The sequence below is a fragment of the Rhodanobacter panaciterrae genome, from assembly GCF_014651895.1.
GTDB classification, from domain to species: domain Bacteria; phylum Pseudomonadota; class Gammaproteobacteria; order Xanthomonadales; family Rhodanobacteraceae; genus Rhodanobacter; species Rhodanobacter panaciterrae.
On the sequence record NZ_BMXT01000002.1, the window covers coordinates 229,382 to 247,573 of the forward strand.

At 53.6% G+C, this 18,192-nt stretch carries 15 protein-coding genes; 2 read left to right on the plus strand and 13 right to left on the minus strand.

What is annotated here, in order from left to right:
- Nucleotides 1–323 precede the first annotated feature (323 nt).
- The gene (locus tag IE071_RS10450) at nucleotides 324–2,141 is read left to right on the plus strand and encodes an SLC13 family permease (RefSeq protein ID WP_189441146.1); all 1,818 of its coding nucleotides are present in this window, start codon (nucleotides 324–326) and stop codon (nucleotides 2,139–2,141) included.
- 590 nt (nucleotides 2,142–2,731) lie between these two features.
- Nucleotides 2,732–3,823: an undecaprenyl/decaprenyl-phosphate alpha-N-acetylglucosaminyl 1-phosphate transferase gene (locus IE071_RS10455; protein ID WP_229792857.1), complete on the plus strand. Its 1,092-nt coding sequence runs from the start codon at nucleotides 2,732–2,734 to the stop codon at nucleotides 3,821–3,823.
- Nucleotides 3,824–3,876: 53 nt separating this feature from the next.
- Here IE071_RS10455 and IE071_RS10460 read toward each other — a convergent pair whose 3' ends face one another.
- From IE071_RS10460 to tviB, 13 genes are all read right to left on the minus strand, one after another.
- The gene (locus IE071_RS10460; RefSeq protein WP_189441148.1) at nucleotides 3,877–5,112 is read right to left on the minus strand and encodes a glycosyltransferase family 4 protein; all 1,236 of its coding nucleotides are present in this window, start codon (nucleotides 5,110–5,112) and stop codon (nucleotides 3,877–3,879) included.
- Nucleotides 5,113–5,155: 43 nt separating this feature from the next.
- Nucleotides 5,156–6,286 carry a non-hydrolyzing UDP-N-acetylglucosamine 2-epimerase gene (wecB, locus tag IE071_RS10465; protein ID WP_189441149.1) on the minus strand — a complete coding sequence of 377 codons (1,131 nt, stop codon included), beginning with the start codon at nucleotides 6,284–6,286 and terminating at the stop codon, nucleotides 5,156–5,158.
- Nucleotides 6,287–6,318: 32 nt separating this feature from the next.
- Complete coding sequence (locus IE071_RS10470; protein ID WP_189441150.1) at nucleotides 6,319–7,068, minus strand: class I SAM-dependent methyltransferase; 750 nt, start codon at nucleotides 7,066–7,068, stop codon at nucleotides 6,319–6,321.
- A gap of 136 nt (nucleotides 7,069–7,204) precedes the next feature.
- The gene (gene wbjC, locus IE071_RS10475; RefSeq protein WP_189441151.1) at nucleotides 7,205–8,311 is read right to left on the minus strand and encodes a UDP-2-acetamido-2,6-beta-L-arabino-hexul-4-ose reductase; all 1,107 of its coding nucleotides are present in this window, start codon (nucleotides 8,309–8,311) and stop codon (nucleotides 7,205–7,207) included.
- Nucleotides 8,312–8,314: 3 nt separating this feature from the next.
- On the minus strand, nucleotides 8,315–9,349 hold the full coding sequence (locus IE071_RS10480; protein WP_189441152.1) for a polysaccharide biosynthesis protein: 1,035 nt from the start codon (nucleotides 9,347–9,349) through the stop codon (nucleotides 8,315–8,317).
- 59 nt (nucleotides 9,350–9,408) lie between these two features.
- The gene (locus IE071_RS10485) at nucleotides 9,409–10,617 is read right to left on the minus strand and encodes a hypothetical protein (protein WP_189441153.1); all 1,209 of its coding nucleotides are present in this window, start codon (nucleotides 10,615–10,617) and stop codon (nucleotides 9,409–9,411) included.
- A 77-nt stretch (nucleotides 10,618–10,694) separates the two neighbouring features.
- Entirely contained in the window at nucleotides 10,695–11,612 is a 918-nt protein-coding gene (locus IE071_RS10490; RefSeq protein WP_189441154.1) for a glycosyltransferase family 2 protein, read from the minus strand.
- A gap of 121 nt (nucleotides 11,613–11,733) precedes the next feature.
- Nucleotides 11,734–12,708: a hypothetical protein gene (locus IE071_RS10495; RefSeq protein WP_189441155.1), complete on the minus strand. Its 975-nt coding sequence runs from the start codon at nucleotides 12,706–12,708 to the stop codon at nucleotides 11,734–11,736.
- A 113-nt stretch (nucleotides 12,709–12,821) separates the two neighbouring features.
- On the minus strand, nucleotides 12,822–14,213 hold the full coding sequence (locus IE071_RS10500; RefSeq protein WP_308427773.1) for a lipopolysaccharide biosynthesis protein: 1,392 nt from the start codon (nucleotides 14,211–14,213) through the stop codon (nucleotides 12,822–12,824).
- Nucleotides 14,214–14,219: 6 nt separating this feature from the next.
- Nucleotides 14,220–15,305: a DegT/DnrJ/EryC1/StrS family aminotransferase gene (locus tag IE071_RS10505; protein ID WP_189441157.1), complete on the minus strand. Its 1,086-nt coding sequence runs from the start codon at nucleotides 15,303–15,305 to the stop codon at nucleotides 14,220–14,222.
- The gene (gene wbpD, locus IE071_RS10510) at nucleotides 15,302–15,889 is read right to left on the minus strand and encodes a UDP-2-acetamido-3-amino-2,3-dideoxy-D-glucuronate N-acetyltransferase (protein ID WP_189441158.1); all 588 of its coding nucleotides are present in this window, start codon (nucleotides 15,887–15,889) and stop codon (nucleotides 15,302–15,304) included. The genes IE071_RS10505 and wbpD overlap by 4 nt, the downstream gene beginning before the upstream one ends.
- A 5-nt stretch (nucleotides 15,890–15,894) precedes the next feature.
- Complete coding sequence (locus IE071_RS10515) at nucleotides 15,895–16,839, minus strand: Gfo/Idh/MocA family protein (RefSeq protein WP_189441159.1); 945 nt, start codon at nucleotides 16,837–16,839, stop codon at nucleotides 15,895–15,897.
- A gap of 53 nt (nucleotides 16,840–16,892) precedes the next feature.
- The gene (gene tviB / locus IE071_RS10520) at nucleotides 16,893–18,173 is read right to left on the minus strand and encodes a Vi polysaccharide biosynthesis UDP-N-acetylglucosamine C-6 dehydrogenase TviB (RefSeq protein ID WP_189441160.1); all 1,281 of its coding nucleotides are present in this window, start codon (nucleotides 18,171–18,173) and stop codon (nucleotides 16,893–16,895) included.
- Nucleotides 18,174–18,192: the final 19 nt, after the last annotated feature.

Below are 18,192 nucleotides of genomic sequence, written 5' to 3' on the forward strand. Positions count from 1 at the left end.
CCTTCGCTTGGCTTGAGCGAAAAGCTTTACCCCCTCCCAACCTCCCCCTGCAAGCAGGGGGAGGAGCAATACGCTGTGCTCTCTTCCCTGCACGCAAGAGTGGGCGCAACACGCGATGCTCCCTCCCCTGCTTGCAGGGGAGGGCTGGGGAGGGGTCGCTCTTGGCCTTAGGTTCACCAGCCCTCGCATCAGCCCGCTTATACTCACGCCACTCACCCAGGGACGAATCGACGCAGCGTGAAGCTTCCACTGCCCCGCCGTATCTACCGTAACCCGCCGCCCTTCCGGGACGTCAGCTAGTGGGACTTTCGCTCACCCCCGAAATGATCCTGGTACTCGGGCTGGTGGGCTTCACCATGCTGATGCTGGTGCTGGAGTGGATCCGCGCCGACATGGTCGCGCTGCTGGTGGTGGTGGTGATCGGCCTGACCGGGCTGATTCCGTCCGAGCGCGTGTTCAACGGTTTCGCCGGCAACGCGGTGATCGCGATCATCGCGATCATGATCATGGGCGAGGGCCTCGATCGCGCCGGCGTGCTCAACCTCACCGCACGCTTCGTGATGCGCATGGCGCGCGGTATGGAGTCGCGCCTCGGCGTGGTGATCAATCTGGTCGCCAGCCTGTTCAGCGCGGTGATCCCCAGCCAGGCACTGGCCGCACTGATGATCCCGGTCAGCAGCCGCCTGTCCGCGCGCACTGGCGTGCCGCTGTCGCGGCTGCTGCTGCCGATGGCGTTCTGCATCCTCACCGCGACCAACACCACCCTGATCGCGAACTCGCCGCTGATCGTGCTGAACGACCTGATCGCCAGCGCCAACGTGAACTTGCCGCCCGGCGCGCACACGATCCCGAAGTTCGGCCTGTTCAGCGTCACCCCGATCGGCCTGACCCTGGCCCTGCTTGGCGTGGCGTACTTCTACTTCTTCGGTCGCAAGCTGCTGCCCGGCCATGAGGACGAGCGGCTGAAGGTGACGCCCGGCCGTACCGAGAGTTACTTCGCCGAGACCTATGGCATCGGCGGTGAGACCGCCGAGCTCACCGTCACCGCGGAGAGCCCGCTGGTCGGCATGAGCATCGGCGAAGTGGAACAACTGCACGGTGCGCCGCTGATCCTTGCGATCAAGAGCGGCAACGACGCGCGCATGGCGCCGCCGGCCGACCACGTGATCTGGGTCGGCTCGGTGCTCGGCGTGCTCGGCCCGCGTGACCAGCTGGCCCAGTTCGCCAACAACCATCTATGCCGGCTGTCGACCCGCATGCGCCAGCTCGGCGAGCTGTTCAACCCGACTCGCGCCGGCATTTCCGAAGTGGTGATTCCGCCAGTCTCGCGCTTCATCAAGCACACCGTCGGCGAGTTGCGCCTGCGCAAGCGTTTCGGCATCTCGGTGCTGGCGGTGACCCGCGGCGAACAGGTATTCCGCGACGACGTGCGCGGCGTCAGCCTGCGCGCCGGCGACACCGTGGTACTGCATAGCAACTGGCGCGACCTGGCGCTGGCAGCGGAAGACAAGGATCTGGTCGTCGTTACCGACATCCCGAAGGAAGAGCAACGCCCCGGCAAGATCTGGCAGGCGGTGGGCTTCTTCGTGCTGGCGAAGTGCCTGGCGCTGTTCACCAACCTCGACCTGTCGGTGGCGATGATGACCGGCGCGATCGGCATGCTGCTGTCCGGCGTGCTGAACATGGACGAGGCGTACAAGGCGATCAACTGGAAGACGATCTTCGTGACCGCGTGTCTGATTCCGCTGGGCTGGTCGATGGACGCCACCGGCACCGCCGCCTGGATCGCGCAGGTCGTGTTGCAGCATCTGGGTGGCGCCTCGCCGTGGGTGCTGCAGGCGTGCCTGGCCATCCTCACCCTGCTGTTCTCGCAGGTAATGTCGAACGTCGGCGCCACCGTGATGATGGTGCCGATCGCGATCAGCGTCGCCGTCGCCACGGGTGGCAACCCGTCAGCCTATGCGCTGATCGTGGCGGTCTCCTCGTCCAACACCTTCCTGCTCAGCTCCGGCCATCCGGCGCTGATGATGGTCACCGGCCCCGGCGGCTACAAGGGCAAGGATTTCCTGCGCGTCGGTGCACCACTGACCTTGCTGGTACTCGTGGTCACCCTGATCGCGATCAACCTGATGTTCCACTGAGCCACCCGCCCTACTCCTGTTTCGCAGCTCTGTTCCTCCCCCTGCTTCGCAGGGGGAGGCCAGGAGGGGGTAAGGCTTTTGATCTTGGCTTGAAAAAAGCACCCATCCGGGCCGCTGTGGCGGGAGTACAGATCACCGCCACAGCTCTGTTCCTTCCCGGACACTGGGCCGCGCCCATGCTCAAAAACATCACCTTCACGTCATCAACGCGTGCAGGCAGGCACCTTGGGCCACACTGGTGCGATTGATGTTCATCTACACAACTAAAGACTGAATACGAAATACCCGTGTCGGAGTCAGCCAGCTACATATGTTAAAATTGATGCAGATCACAGTTTGATGCTCTGTAGCCAACAGTCGAAAACCGCTGTGGCTTTGATTGCCATCGACATGATCCGGTTTCAACCGCACGACACTGCTCGCTCTGACAAGAACAGATTCACGCCGATTTGCCGATCACGCAACCCAGACACCTCCTTTTGAAATAATTCAGAAGGGCACTTGAATAGAAAAGGCTCTCTCACATGCAAGATACACGGACGATTCTTGCTTGCCTGATAGCCGTCATCGCTTCAACAGTAGCAATCACCGTGTTGCGTCGATTCGCTCCCACTCTGGGCCTGGTGGATCATCCCAACGAGCGCAAGCATCATGTGGGCAGTGTGCCGCTGGTCGGTGGCGTTGCCATCTTCATCGGCGTGCTTGCCGGAGCACTCAGCTACGGCCAATTCCATACGTACATAAACACGTTGCTCGGTACTGCCGGGATGCTGGTGTTGCTCGGTGCACTGGATGATCGCTTCGACTTGAGGGTACGGATTCGGGTGCTGGTACAGACCATGGTGATCCTGATTGTCATCGCCAATACCGGTGTCTACATCCACACGCTGGGCCACATCTTCGGCTATCAAGTGGAGCTGGGCTGGAGCGGCATACCGATCACCGTGATCGCTGTGATCGGCCTGCTGAACGCGTTCAACATGATGGACGGCATCGATGGCCTGGCCGGCAGCCTCGCCCTTGTCAGCATCGCCGCCATCGTGCTGTTTGCTGGCACTACACCCTTGCGCGGGTCGCTGGCACTGGTCGGCCTGCTTGCAGCCGCCGCACTGCCCTATCTCGCCGCCAACCTCGGCTTCATGGGCCGCAAAATCTTCCTGGGCGACGCTGGCAGCATGGTCATTGGCTACCTGCTGGCGTGGACGTTGATTCGTCTCAGCCAGGCACCCGGCACCCATCTGTCACCGGTCGACGTACTGTGGTGCGTGGCCCTGCCTGTGCTCGACACGTTGGCAGTGATGTACCGTCGCCTGCGTCAGGGCAAGTCCCCGTTCAAGCCGGACCGCGGACATATCCACCACATCCTGATGGGTGCGGGTCTCGGCCCACGAGCCACGTTGATTGCACTTGTCGCACTGGCCGCCTCGATCGCCTTCCTCGGCAGCGTGGTGCGATCTCTGCCTCTCGGCTCCGGCTCCAACCTCGCCGCCTTCTGCATTTTCATGGTCGTCTACATCGCGATTGTCGAACGGACTTGGCTGCGTCAGAGGGCACGCCGGAATCATTTCATCCGCCACTCTGCCGCAAACGATGCTCATGTGTTCGATTTCATCCGCACACCGTTCCGAAAGCCCGGCGTAGACAACAGGAAGGCAATCACTCGGGGAACCCTCCAGGAATAAGGGACCACCTGACGTCTAAAGCCGACTGCTACTCAATGCGTGGACGGTCAAAGTCATGGGCGGCCTGTTGGGTTAACGTCGATTACATATTTACTGTTTACTGATCTCAGTGCGGCAACAATTCGGCTCACGGCACTTGCAGAAGAGTACCTCCTCTCTGCCAGCTCCTTGCCTCGATGTGCCATCTGGCTCCGCAGTTCCGGCGAATCCAGCAATCTTTCTGCCAGTTTGCTCAACTGATGTTGTGCATCGCCAACACAGACGTAACCGACGCCCTCGGTGTCGATGATCTGTTTGAGATCATTTCCCGCATTGATTCGAGCCAGCACTGGCAAGCCTGCCCGCAGATAAGTCAAAAGCTTGCCAGGGATGTTATGCGTGGTATGTCGTGGGTCGAGCGCGATCAAGCCCACATGGCACTGTGCTAACAGGCCTGGAATCGATTTCGAGTCGATCTCGTCCATGAACATTACATGGCGCAGATCATGGCTATTCGCATATTCACGCAAGCGCTCCACCTCGCTACCACGCCCCACGAAAAGAAACCCCGTGTCATTGCGATCACGTAAATCTTCTGCCAGCTCCAACAGGCAATCCATTCCCTGCGCGGCCCCCATATTGCCCGCATAGACAAAAACCGTCTTTCCAGCAAGTGGTGTCTCCTGCAATGAAACTGGGCACTCGGCATCGATCAGGTCGGACAACCAATTGTCCAGCACCTCGATACGAGGATTGCCTCGAGTGGCAGTTGCCTTGACGAGCGGGACATTGCTCGGCGTCTGCACGCCGATCACATCGGCGATTTGGTACTGGTAACGCTCAATTTGTTTGAAAAAACGATACGCCAGTCCGCGTCGCATGATGCCCGCGTCCACCGCCCAGTCAGGAAACAGGTCACGCAGGATCAGATAGCTTCTGATGCCAAGACGCCGCCTCAACCGATGCACCATCGGCCCAAGAAAGATCGTCGGTGAATACCAGATCACGCCACTCCATGATTCCTTGGCTAATGGGCTCCGTAACAGGCCTCGATATAGCAAAAAGGGTAGCAACAGTTCAGCCAGTACCCGCCGTACATAGCCGATATCCTTGGTGCGAAACGCCTTGACCCGAAGCACCTCCACGCCATCCAAATTCTCAATGGTCCAAGAGCGATTCAGCTCCGGCGCTGGCACCACTACCGTTGGCTGATGCCCCTGCCGGGCAAACTCGATCGCCAAGTCATGCATCTGCAATGCTGCGGAGATACGTGCAGGGACGTACGTGTCAACGATGATCAGGATACGCATCCGACACCCATTGACGCGCAAAAATCAGGCCCAATGCAGTCGCTCATGGTTTCTTCCAGACAACCCGATTCACGTAATCCACATAGCTGTGGATGATGCGCACAACTTTCTCGGACACATTCGGCATGCTGTAGTCGGCAACCTGCTGCAGCATGCGCTGCGCTCCCGTCGGCTGTAACTCCAAAATCACCAGCGCCTGCATTACGCGCTCCACGTTCATGCCGACCATCATCACCGCGGCCTCCTCCATGCCCTCGGGCCGTTCATGCGCCTCGCGCAGATTGAGTGCGCGGAAATTGAGTATCGACGCCTCCTCGTTGATGGTACCGCTATCGGACAACACGGCCATGGACAACAACTGCAGCTTCACGTAGTCGGTAAAACCTAGCGGCTTCAGCAATTGAATCCGAGAATCCAATGTGTAGCCCATACTGTCGAAACGCTTGCGCGTGCGCGGGTGCGTCGAGACGATGATAGGCATGCCATAGCGCTGCGCCACCGCGTTGAGTACCTCAACGAGGTGGGCACAATTCTCATCCGACTCGACATTTTCCTCGCGGTGGGCACTGACCACGAAATAGCACCCTTCCTGCAGACCAAGTCGCGCAAGCACATTGGACGCCTCGATCTGATTCGCGTAGTAGTTCAGCACTTCGCACATCGGGCTACCGGTCTTGATCACCATGTCCGGCGATAGTCCTTCGCGCAGCAGGTACTCACGCGCAATATCGCTATAGGTCAGATTGATGTCTGCCGTATGATCGACGATGCGCCGATTGATCTCTTCTGGCACACGCATATCGAAGCAACGATTACCCGCTTCCATGTGGAAGGTAGGGATCTTGCGACGCTTGGCCGGGATCACCGCCAGACAGCTATTGGTATCGCCCAAAACCAGCACCGCATCTGGCCTCACTTCGGCCAGCACCTGATCCACGGCAATAATTACCTTCCCGATGGTCTCCGCCCCGCTGGCGCCGGCTGCCTCCAGGAAGTGATCCGGTTTACGGATTCCCATGTCGTCAAAAAAAATGCCGTTGAGTTCGTAGTCGTAGTTCTGCCCCGTGTGGATAAGCACGTGCTCGCAGCACTCGTCCAGCTTGGCCAGTACACGCGACAGCCGGATGATTTCGGGGCGCGTTCCGACAATCGTCGCAACTTTCAACTTTTTCATATTGGACTCATTGGGCTTAATCACGCACGTGCTCATGAATGAGCCATGTTCCTGGCTTGCAGGACAAAACTATCCCGGCGGCAGCTTTTTATGAAAAGAAGTCGCCTGGCCTTGGATACGAACTCCTCCTCGCCTCGGGTATGTGCCGTCACCCGCCAGCCACGGCTTTCGAAGAAATCCAACCATTCGGCCGTCGCACGAAACCGCACACCCACACCGAATGTATTGGCCTTCAAGGATGGAATGATCCGTGCCACAAGGTTACCGACACTCGAAAGGATGCGACTGCTAGTGATCACATAGATCAGCTTTCCCGAAAGATTCGAGATATAGGAGTCGTATATGTATTCATTGACAAACAAGTGAACTGGCTGATTGCGCCAGGCTTCAAGCGCCGTGCCCTGCAATTGCGCCGTCGACTTATCAGTGGGACCCACCAAATGATGCAGGATCAAATTAAAGCAGACCACGCTCTCATCACCGAAAACAGGTGGCTGGAGTGCATCGCTCTGAATTGCCTCGATTCCCAGCTTCTTGCACTGCTCGATAGAGGTGTCATCCAGATCGATGACCCGTGTGGGGATACCGAGCAAACCTGTAACGGCCGCAGCAAAGAAGCCGCATCCTCCACCGACATCGACGACGCGATCAGCAGCACCCACTTTCACATATGGAGTGCACATGAGCTCAAAGTGCTTGACTTGTGTATCGACAAAAAGGTCGTGATAGAACTCCTTGACCTGCACATTTGCTAGCTTCCGCTGAATAACGGGCTGTGCCATGAAATTTACTCCGTCAAGGAACATCCAACTGTTTCATATACTGCGGTCTGTGTACTCGGACCGACAAATTGCAAAATTCGATATGGCAAATTGAAGCTTGCTGAAATTCCTTTGCATTTTGAGATCATGCAGGAAGTCAAACCGGGCTGGAAATCGTGTCGGGCCTGGTTCGATCGAAGATCTCGTTGGCCCACAACATCACCACCATCTCATCGTCACCCGTATTGGTAATGTCGTGTGCCCAGCCGGGGATGGTCTCGACGATTACCGGCTGCTCACCCGAGGTATCCAGTTCGTACCGTTCATTTGTGAGGATGTGGCGGAATCGGAAGCGTGCCGTACCCTTGATGACCAGAAATTTTTCGGTCTTGCTGTGATGATAGTGACCACCACGCGTGATACCCGGATGTGCGGTGAAGAACGAGAATTGCCCGGAATCCTTAGTCTTCAGCATTTCGACAAACACACCCCGCGGGTCACCGTACTTCAGTACCCCGTAACTGAACGCTTCCGTAGGCAGGTAGCTCACATAAGTGGCATACAACGCACGCACAAAACCCTCGCCCACGCGCTCGGTGACCAGGTTCTGACGCACTACACCAAAGGCTTCGATCTGCCGCACTATCTCGCCGACAGTCGCTGTATAGACCGGGCCGGCTTCAAGCATGGCCGCACCCTGCGGCGGCTCGGACAGAAAGCGCAGAAACTCAGCCACCACGTCGTCCACATACACCAGCCGCACCTGCGCAGCAGGGTCATCGACCCGGATTGGTAAGCCATGCGCCGTGTTATGGCAAAACGTCGCCACCGCCGAGTTGTAGTTGGGCCGGCTCCACTTACCGAAAACATTTGCTAGTCGATACAGCCCTACCCCTGCGCCACTTTGCTCGGCATAGTCCGTCAGGTGCCTCTCGGCAGCGCGCTTGCTCGATCCGTAGGCATTGTCTCGCTCGGCCTGAATCGAAGAGGCAAATGCCACCGGTATCGCGCGCGCCGTAGCACGCAATAGCCTGCACAATCGTGCGGTAAAGTCTGCATTGCCTGCAGTAAATTCGGCTGGATCCTGCGGTCGGTTTACGCCGGCAAGATGCACCACCGCATCCGCCTTGGCGATGACTTGTGCCAGCTCAAGCTCATCCGTAGCACGGGTCACCGGCAGTACTTCGAAGTCCTTCTGTTCGGACAACGCTACACGGAGGTTCTTGCCAATAAAGCCGTCGGCCCCGGTAATCAATACCTTCATGGATCAGTCCACCGGCCTGGCTGTGCGACCCGCGATCAGGTCGCGGATGAAGTTCAGCTTCAGAAGGAGCTTCTTCATCCCTTCCACATCCAGCTGCTCCGTGTTGTGCGACGTGTAGTCCTCGCTAAGACTGATCTTCGCTTCGCCGTGTTCCACGAACTTACCGTAATTGAGATCGCGCAGGTCCGCGGGGATGCGAAAGTAGCCTGCCAAGTCGTCAGTACGTGCATGTTCTTCTCGACTCAGCAAAGTCTCGTGCAGCTTTTCGCCATGACGGGTACCGATGACATCGATCGGGTGGTCTGGACGACCCAGCAAGTCAAACATTGCACGCGCCAATACATCGAGTGTCGCTGCCGGCGCCTTCTGTACAAAGATATCGCCATTGACACCGTGCTCGAACGCATAGAGCACCAAATCGACAGCATCATCCAGCGTCATCATGAAACGAGTCATGGCGGGATCGGTGATTGTCAGCGGCCTCCCGGCCTGCATCTGCTCCACGAACAGCGGAATCACGGATCCACGCGAGGCCATCACATTACCGTAGCGCGTGCCGCAAATAGTAGTGCGCGCGGGATCGACGACGCGTGATTTCGCTACGAACACCTTCTCCATCATTGCTTTGGAGATGCCCATGGCATTGATCGGATAGACCGCCTTGTCGGTGCTCAGGCAAATCACCTTGCGCACGCCGCACTGAATCGCAGCCTCGACCACGTTCTCCGTACCAAGCACATTGGTCTTGACCGCTTCCATGGGATGGAACTCGCACGACGGAACCTGTTTAAGCGCCGCCGCATGGAATACGTAATCCACCCCCCGCATGACATTCATCACGCTCTGAGGGTCGCGTACGTCGCCAATATAAAATTTCAATTTATCATTTACATATATCTTGCGTTGATCGTCTTGCTTCTTTTCGTCTCTACTGAAAATGCGTATCTCTTTGATGCCAGTATCAAGAAAGCGACGAAGCACCGCATTTCCGAATGACCCTGTCCCACCAGTAATTAGCAATACGCCATCTTCGAACACGACAATCTCCCTAACGTAAATTGCACCAAAATTTCAAGTACAGCACACTCAATTCAAATTCACTTTGCCCATCTTAATTTAGAATGAGCAATCAAATACATTATACCCAACATTAGACATACAGTTACCAAACCATTATTTATAAGCTGCATGGGTCCAGCAGATACCCATGATGCCAAAATAAATGATAAGAAAGCATAACCAACCAACTCAGGAATTGTTGTTTTTGAACGAGAAATCATCCAAAAAGTTACTTTTGAATAAAATAGAGAAAGGAAAAATGGAAAAACAAATACACCCATATATCCCCAGTTATAAACGACTGATGTCCACATCGATATAGGTACGGTCCCACGATCCGAGCCATATAAAATTTCGTGAATCTTATTTGATAAATGCGTCCCATGCTCTCCGGGCAAAATGCTCATCAAATCATCAGCCCAATCAGACCCATACTGAACAGGCAGATGATATGTATAACGAAACCCAAAAATAGATCCTATTTGCTGCTCGGAAAAGATGCGGCTGAGTAACTCACCCGCATCATCGGAAATTGTATTTCCGCCGGATCGGCCTAGTGCCAAGCTCATATAAGAAAATAATACAAAAAATCCAATGACCGTGAAAATCACTTCTACACGTCCAATCGTTATTTTCCCGCGCGCAATAAAACCCTTAAGCAAAAATGCGACTATAACAAATCCTACAAAGAATGCACGCTGACCAGTACCGAGCAGTGAGAATACAACAGGGATTAATAGAATAACTGAAACAAAGCGCACGAAAAACAATGATCGTGATAATTTTCGAATGATCATAACAATGGAAAGATATGACCAGGGCAATAAAATATTTTTGAATTGATTAAAATATCCCGGCGCATAATATTTTGAGCCCGAGTAGGAAGCCAAGCGCATGTCCGTTATGTTTACATTCTCAGCCCCACTACCCAACACAAGGAGAAGTACGTTATAACCGACCAAGTAAAAATATATAAATGATGCAACTATTGAAATGATGAAAATACAAGTCGAGATTTGTAAATCCGCGCGGGAATGCGTAATTACTGTTTCCGAACAAAATCTCGACCACGCGGTGCGCAACTTAAAGCCGGCTGAAAAAAGCACGCTAAAAATAAGATATAACATCGCTGTAATAATTATTAATTCAGCATGTGCAACATCCTCAGCACGATTTAAATCAAGCTGGAATAAGATACCGACTCCCATCACGCCATTAAACCAAATAAACAAATTGTGTGGACACATCCACCCGCTTCGTCTAAGCATAAATAAATTTATGCCACAGACCAAAACGAAAAATGTTAATAAAAAAGCGTTCATAGCTATCGGCCAGAAAAATGTCTAAACATTATATTACGCAGCCAAAATCCTAGTCGCGTTGAATGAGTGAAGATTCGAATTCTATCCTTGAAGGGAATTCGTCTAGTCAACAAAACGATGTGCCACCAACCTAGATATTTAGCGATCTCCACAACAATTTCGCGAAGAAGTTGCTTTTCTGCAACCGGTGGTAGTTGAGAACCGCACAAATTGTAGAATTGAAGGTAAGCGCGCGATCTAACCCAAATCATATTTTTATACTGCTGGAAATTATCGTCGCGCCTGTGCGAATTGCCTTCATGTATACGGTAATTTAGGCCCACCTTACCAACATGAGCTATTTCGCAAGGAATGTATTTCAAATGCAACCAGATCCACGTATCTTCGTTAGGCAAATTTCCAGGGAGTGGAAATATTTTGTCGGCATAGCTTCTCGTGAGCATAATTGCTCCACCTGATGGGCTACCTCGTCCCTCAGCCTTGGGTATAATAATATTGTTGTATTTTGGGTTATCTGAAAACATTCGCAATTTACAAAATGAAGCAGCACACTCTTGGCCTAATTTGTCAGAATCAGTGCGTGACAACTTCAGAGCACTTGCCCGTTCGGAAAGTACGGCAGGTAATAGAATGTCATCTCCGCCCATTAAGCAGACACAATCACCGCTGGAAATTGCATATGCCAAATTTATCGCATTATTTTTTCCCTTAACACGGTTCTTTTCGACGGTTAATTTACAATTGCTGTTTGCGCATTTAATTTCATTGATAATATCCAAAGTTCGGTCAGTTGAATAATCATCCACCACTATCAAATGAACGAAAATATTTGAATCGTAATCATAAGACAAGACGGAAAGTATCGCATCTTTGATATATTTTTCTTCGTTATACACGGGCATTAAGATGTCGATATTCATTCACTATCTCGCGTTTATCTCTGAACTGATATTTTTCTAACTAAATAAGAAACTCCTCGCAGCATTATCGCCACGAAGAGCTAATAGTTAGGCGCATGCGCGTCCTATTTACCGCGTCATGTTAGTGCTTAGCGGCCGCACCAAAAATTCTTTTCACGGCCTCGAATGTCTTGCTTCCATCTCGCTTGTCAAGACAATACGTCACCACTCCTTCAATTAGTCCATCCTGTGCCATTTCCGTCATGGCTTGGGCACCAGCAGCAATATTCTCTGGCGTGCCTGCAACGTGATTAAATCTCTCTAAAGTAGACTCATCCCCTGAAACCATTACGATCATCGGGAGTGATTTTTTACGCAATAAAGCTAATGAATTCTCGACAGCTGCTCGGTTCGCCGGATACGCCGCCACGACTCCGTCAATCAATTGACTCCATGTATTAATGAATTGCTCATCATCCATTTGATGAGTAAAATACATCAGCGGATAAAATTTGATTTTAGGATTTATTGCTTTACCGGCCTCCACCATCTTATGAATATAGTCCGGCGTGAATTTTTTTGAATGAACTTCTTTGCTCGGAACTATGTTGCGCCAAAAATCGTCAATCACATACCCCTTAAGATTGGGGTGACTAAGAGAAAGTCTGGCAATCTCTTGAGCCCATTTTATGTAATCAAGACGAAACGGCTCGGGATAATGGAACGTGCTACCTTGAGCGGGTGTCTCAGATGGCGGAACCAAATAAACCCACACTGTAATACCCGCCTTCTCAGCCTTTGGTAAGAATATGGCGAGATCCTGCCAATCGTTTGTCCCGTGCGCAATGAGCCACATATACGTGTTCGCGTTCAGATCTACTAATTTGGTGACAAGGCGATCGGTATCAACACGGCCATTAAGACGTGGCTCTTTGTCATAATCACCTAGTACGAATTTAGAACTAGGCTGCGTGGAGGGTGTTGCTGATGTCGCATATGCCGGAGATATTAGGCCAGAACAAATCAACGTGGTGAATACACAAAAATACAAAGAGTTAATCGTATGTATATATGCCATTCTGAGCCATTTTGCATGTGTTAACGTGACCATATCCATGCTCCTGATGGTTTATGCTGTGGAATATCGGCACTCTTTAGAGTAATGACACGTTCTTGAGAATGTGCAACCCTGTATAACTGCAATTGATCATCTCTCCATCGTCAAGAATCTCACAGGAAAGCAATCGCCGCCCTACAGGCTAAGGCTGTTGTAGTCCAAATCGCCACCCATGGCAAAGCTTCCCGCAATACAGCAATCAATCTTTGCAATCGCATGCCCGAAACAATTACAACTACATACACATAGACAAGATAAAAAAGAAATCCAGAAACAGCATAAATCTCAACAACATCGTCGGCTGCAAATTTGGCAGCAAGCAAAACAGCACCCACACGAACAATAACGCCGAACAGTTGCAGAACTAATGCTCTTCGCTGGTGACCAGTCACATGCAGAGTCATTGATACTGGTGACGCTAGGAACTGGGCAACAAACCATGGCGTCATCCATCCAACAATATCGCCGGCGCGCCGCCATTCTTCGCCAAAAATAATTGGAAATGCAACTGGGGAAATAATGCCGGCAAATATCAACGGGCCGACACCAGATTTGGCAAGTCCTCCGATCACTTTCGCCGTAAATTCACCGAGTGAATCTCTGCGCAACTCTTCTGGCGCACGTGACAAATAAACTTGCGCCACTGAGCTTCCTATCAAAGTCATTGGAGCAGCCATCGCTCGAGTTGCCAGCATAAGATAACCGGCTTCAGGGCCGACAGCCAACGCCGCGATGATAATAACTGGCAACTGAATCCCGGCAGTATTGGCAAGCCCCTCGAAAGTCGAATATTTTGGAAAGCGATCGTATGCGTGAAACATTTTCCGCATGCCATTAAAACTGAGGGATGGTAGTTTGTTACGATCCTCCCTAAAAAAATCCCGACCTAAACCTGCTATCCCCGCGCCACTATTGATCATCTGTCCTAACAACAAACCGAATGGCGCCATACCTAGCCAGCCAAAACCAACTTGAACGCCGGCGCCTCCTATTGCCTGAGTCATCCTTGTTTTAGCTATTACTGTGAATTTATGTTTCCGAGTCGACCAGTATTGGAGAGCCGCATAAGAGCCAGATAGCCATATACCCAAAGGCAGCATCCATAGATAGGGACGCAATCCAGGTTGATGTACAAGCTCTATCACTCTCGCTGGAAAAGCAATGCTTATACAGCCGACAAGCATTGCTAACGCTAATGAGCTACTTAATGCTAGGGCTAACAAATTAATTGCATCACTATCGCTTTCCGGTATTGCAATCGCTATCTCGAATCGCAAACATGCAGCAACGGAAAGGATGCTTAACAGTGATGCATACACAGCAAGTATGCTGAAATGCTGAGGCGTATAAAGCCGCGTAAGTATAGGTAGCACTATTACCGTAAGCGCCTGAGCAACTGCTGTACCTCCAGCCAGAACGCCCACGTGGCGCAAGAACTTATTACTCAACAAGCGTCTAAGCCATATGCGCACGAGCATCACCCACGTAGACTCTGCGGCTGACATCAAAATTCAATCACTATGAAGCGCCGACATAATTTCAACCTGGTGAGCAGGTGACAAATACGGATGCATCGGCAAACTCATTACCCGCTCTGCCACTGCGTCGCCAATCGGCAACCTACTGGTCGCGTCAGCTACTGCGGGCTGCTTGTTTAAGGGAGTCGGGTAATGCACAGCGGTAGGAATACCAACACCCTTGAGTCTAGCCTGCACATTTTCACGATCATCGACCTGTATGGTGTACTGTGCCCAAGCACTGATGTTGTGTGATTCGACATAAGGCGTGGCTTTACTATCAAATTTGGTTAGCAGTTGACCATAGACTTTCGCTATACCCTGACGTAGTTCAATTTCCTCAGCTAGGATTTCCAACTTTGGTAGCAATATGGCTGCCTGTAGCGTATCCAATCGACTATTCACGCCCACACGGATGTGGTGATAACGACGATCCTGACCGTGGCGTGCGATTTGCCGCATGACCTTGGCCAACTCACCGTCACTGGTAAAAATCGCACCGCCATCGCCATAGCAGCCCAACGGCTTGCTGGGGAAAAAGCTGGCGCAGGCAACGGTAGTCAGGTTGCAGCTCTTGCGGCCCTTGTAGCTGGCGCCAAAGCTCTGTGCCGCGTCCTCGATCACCGTGATGCCATGCCTGGTTGCGATGGCGTTGATCGCGTCATAGTCGGCGCACTGGCCGTACAGCGACACGGGAATGATCGCTTTGGTACGCGGGGTAATAGCCGCCTCCAGCAATGTCGGGTCGAGGTTGTACGTGCGCGGATCGACGTCCACGTAAACCGGCTTGGCGCCCAGCAAGGCCACCGTTTCTGCCGTAGCGATATAGGTGAAGCCGGGGGTGATTACCTCGTCGCCCGGACCGATGCCGAGCGCCATCTGGGCAATCTGCAGCGCGTCTGTGCCGTTGGCCACCGTAATGCAATGTCCGGCGCCCACATAAGCGGCAAGCTTTTCCTCCAGCTCAGCCACTTCGGGTCCGAGAATGTACTGACCATGCGCCAACACCCGTTGAATGCCGGCGTCGATCTTGTCTTTGATGCGTGCCTGCTGGGTCTTGAGGTCAACGAATTCGATCATTGCGCTGCATCCAGCTTGTTAAGTTGACGTCCATCAAGCACGTAGCGCACGCCAGTGCGTGCACAAACAGCCTCGCTTGTACCTTGCAGGGGCAGCTTCAATTGCTCGCCGAATTCGCTCATCCAGCCAATTTGACGAGCAGGCACGCCTACCATCAGTGCATAAGCCGGCACATCTTTGTTGACCACCGCGCCAGCACCGACGAAGGCGAATTCGCCGATAGTGATGCCGCAGACGATGGTGCAGTTAGCACCCAACGTCGCCCCTTTCTTCACCAGCGTATTGCGGTACTCATCCTTGCGTTCGATCAGCGAACGCGGGTTGTAGACATTGGTGAACACCATGCTGGGACCGCAGAACACGCCCTCTTCCAGAGTGACATCGTCGTATACCGAGACATTGTTCTGGATCTTGCAGCGATCTCCGATGCTGACCTTGTTGCCGACAAAGACATTCTGCCCCAGGGAGACACCTGCTCCGATATGCGCGCCACCGCAGACGTGCACGAAATGCCATACACGGGACCCCTCGCCAATCTGCGCGCCCTCATCAACGATGGCAGAAGGATGCTGATAGAAGCCCATGTCATTCACCGTTTCAGAAAAGGATGGTAGTCACCTGTCAGCGCAGCGGGTGCCGCGTCGCGAATGGCTGCGACCGTGCTGATTGCGGTGCGATTCTCTTCCAGGCCGAAGCCGCGTCCGGCAAGTATTTCTTCGTAGCTGCGGATATGCAGATCGGTGAAACCACCAGAAAACTCGATCTCCTCGCCGTCCACGGTAATGGAACGATAGGTGCGCTGACCGGTTTCACGTACGGCGGCAGGCACGTCCTCGATATCGACCGAGAGGAACCAGCGTACGCGAGCATTCTCGTATTCCAGGTATCCAGCTGCCTTGGTCTCAGTCGACAGATGCACCACGTTGGACTGCAGCGCACCGAAGATGTAATGCAGCATGTCGAAGAAATGCACGCCGATGTTGGTGGCAATGCCGCCGGATTTCTTCGCATCACCCTTCCAGCTTTGCAGGTACCAATGGCCGCGTGAGGTGATGTAGGTGAGGTCGACTTCGCGCTTGGTATCCCGCTTTTCACTCTGCACTTTCTCACGCAGAGCCACGATTGCCGGATGCACACGCAGTTGCAGGATAGTGTTTACCTTGTGTCCGGTGCCCTGCTCGATTTCCTGCAGGCCGTCGATATTCCAAGGATTGAGCACCAGCGGTTTCTCGCAGATGGCATCGGCACCGGAGCGCAACGCGAAGCGCATGTGCGAGTCATGCAGATAGTTCGGTGAGCAGATCGACATATAGTCGATGCGATTGCTGTGATTGGCGCGACGCAGCTTGTCGACGTGACGATCAAACCGTTCGAATTCGGTGAAGAAGTCGGACTCGGGAAAGTGACTATCGATGATGCCAACCGAATCATTCGGATCGAATGCAGCCACCAGCTGATTGCCCGTAGCCTTGATGGCCTGCATGTGCCGAGGGGCGATGTACCCTGCCGCACCAATAAGAGCAAATTTCTTCATTACGTCCAATGTCCCGATGGAATTGAAAGAGCTTTCATGAAAAGACCGATGACTTACAGCCGTCCGTCGACTTCATCCTTGGGCAGCACACCCTTGATGTCGTAGAGCACGGCACGACCGTTGGCCCAGGCGCGCACACCTTCGCTGCCGGTGGCCTTGAACTCATCGTGGGCGACAGCGAGCACAACGGCGTCGTAGCTGCCTGGCTTCGGTGCCTGAGGCAACAGGACCAATCCGTATTCCGCCTTCGCTTCAGCCACATCGGCCCACGGGTCGTAGATGTCCACTTCGGCACCGTAACTTTCGAACTCTTTCACCAAGTCCACCACGCGGGTATTGCGCAAATCTGGGCAGTTTTCCTTGAATGTAAGGCCGAGCACCAGTACACGGCTGCCCTTGATCGCATGGCCCTTGCCGATCATCAGCTTCACCACTTCGCTGGCCACATGCTGACCCATGCCGTCGTTGATTCGACGACAAGCGAGCAGGATGTCCGGGTAGTAACCCACGGCCTGGGCCTTCTGGATCAGGTAGTACGGATCGACGCCAATGCAGTGACCACCGACCAGTCCGGGTTGGAACGGCAGAAAGTTCCACTTGGTGCCTGCGGCTGCCAGCACGTCCTGGGTGTCGATGCCGAGGCGGTGGAAGATCAACGCAAACTCGTTGATCAAAGCGATGTTGGCGTCCCGCTGCGTGTTCTCGATGACTTTGGCGGCTTCAGCCACTTTCAAGCTGGGTGCCTTGTGGGTACCGGCAATGATGATGGTCCGATACAACGCATCCACGTAATCAGCCGCTTCCGGTGTCGAACCGGAAGTGATTTTGGGGATGGTGGTGAGCCGGCGCAGTTTGTCGCCGGGATTGATGCGCTCGGGGCTGTAACCCACGGTGAAGTCAATGTTGAACTTCAGGCCGGAGACACGCTCCAGCTCGGGCACGCAGATTTCCTCGGTGGCGCCGGGATACACGGTGGACTCATAGATCACCACGTCGCCGTGCTTGAGCACCTTGCCGATCGACTCGCTGGCCTTGATCAGAGGCGTGAAGTCGGGGCGCTTGTGCTCATCGACCGGTGTGGGTACGGAGACGATGAATACGTTGCAGTCGTGCAGCGCCTGAAGGTCATCGGTGTAGGTCAGCCGGCTGGCGGCGGCGAGCTCCTCAGCCGAGGTTTCCTGGGTGTGGTCGATGCCGGCACGCAGTTGCGCGATGCGTGCGGTGTGGATATCGAAGCCGACCGTGTCGAAATGCTTGCCGAATTCCACTGCCAGCGGCAAGCCGACGTAACCCAGGCCGATGATGGCGATTTTCGCGCTGTGCAGTGACTGCATGGTGTTTCCGTAGGGCGAT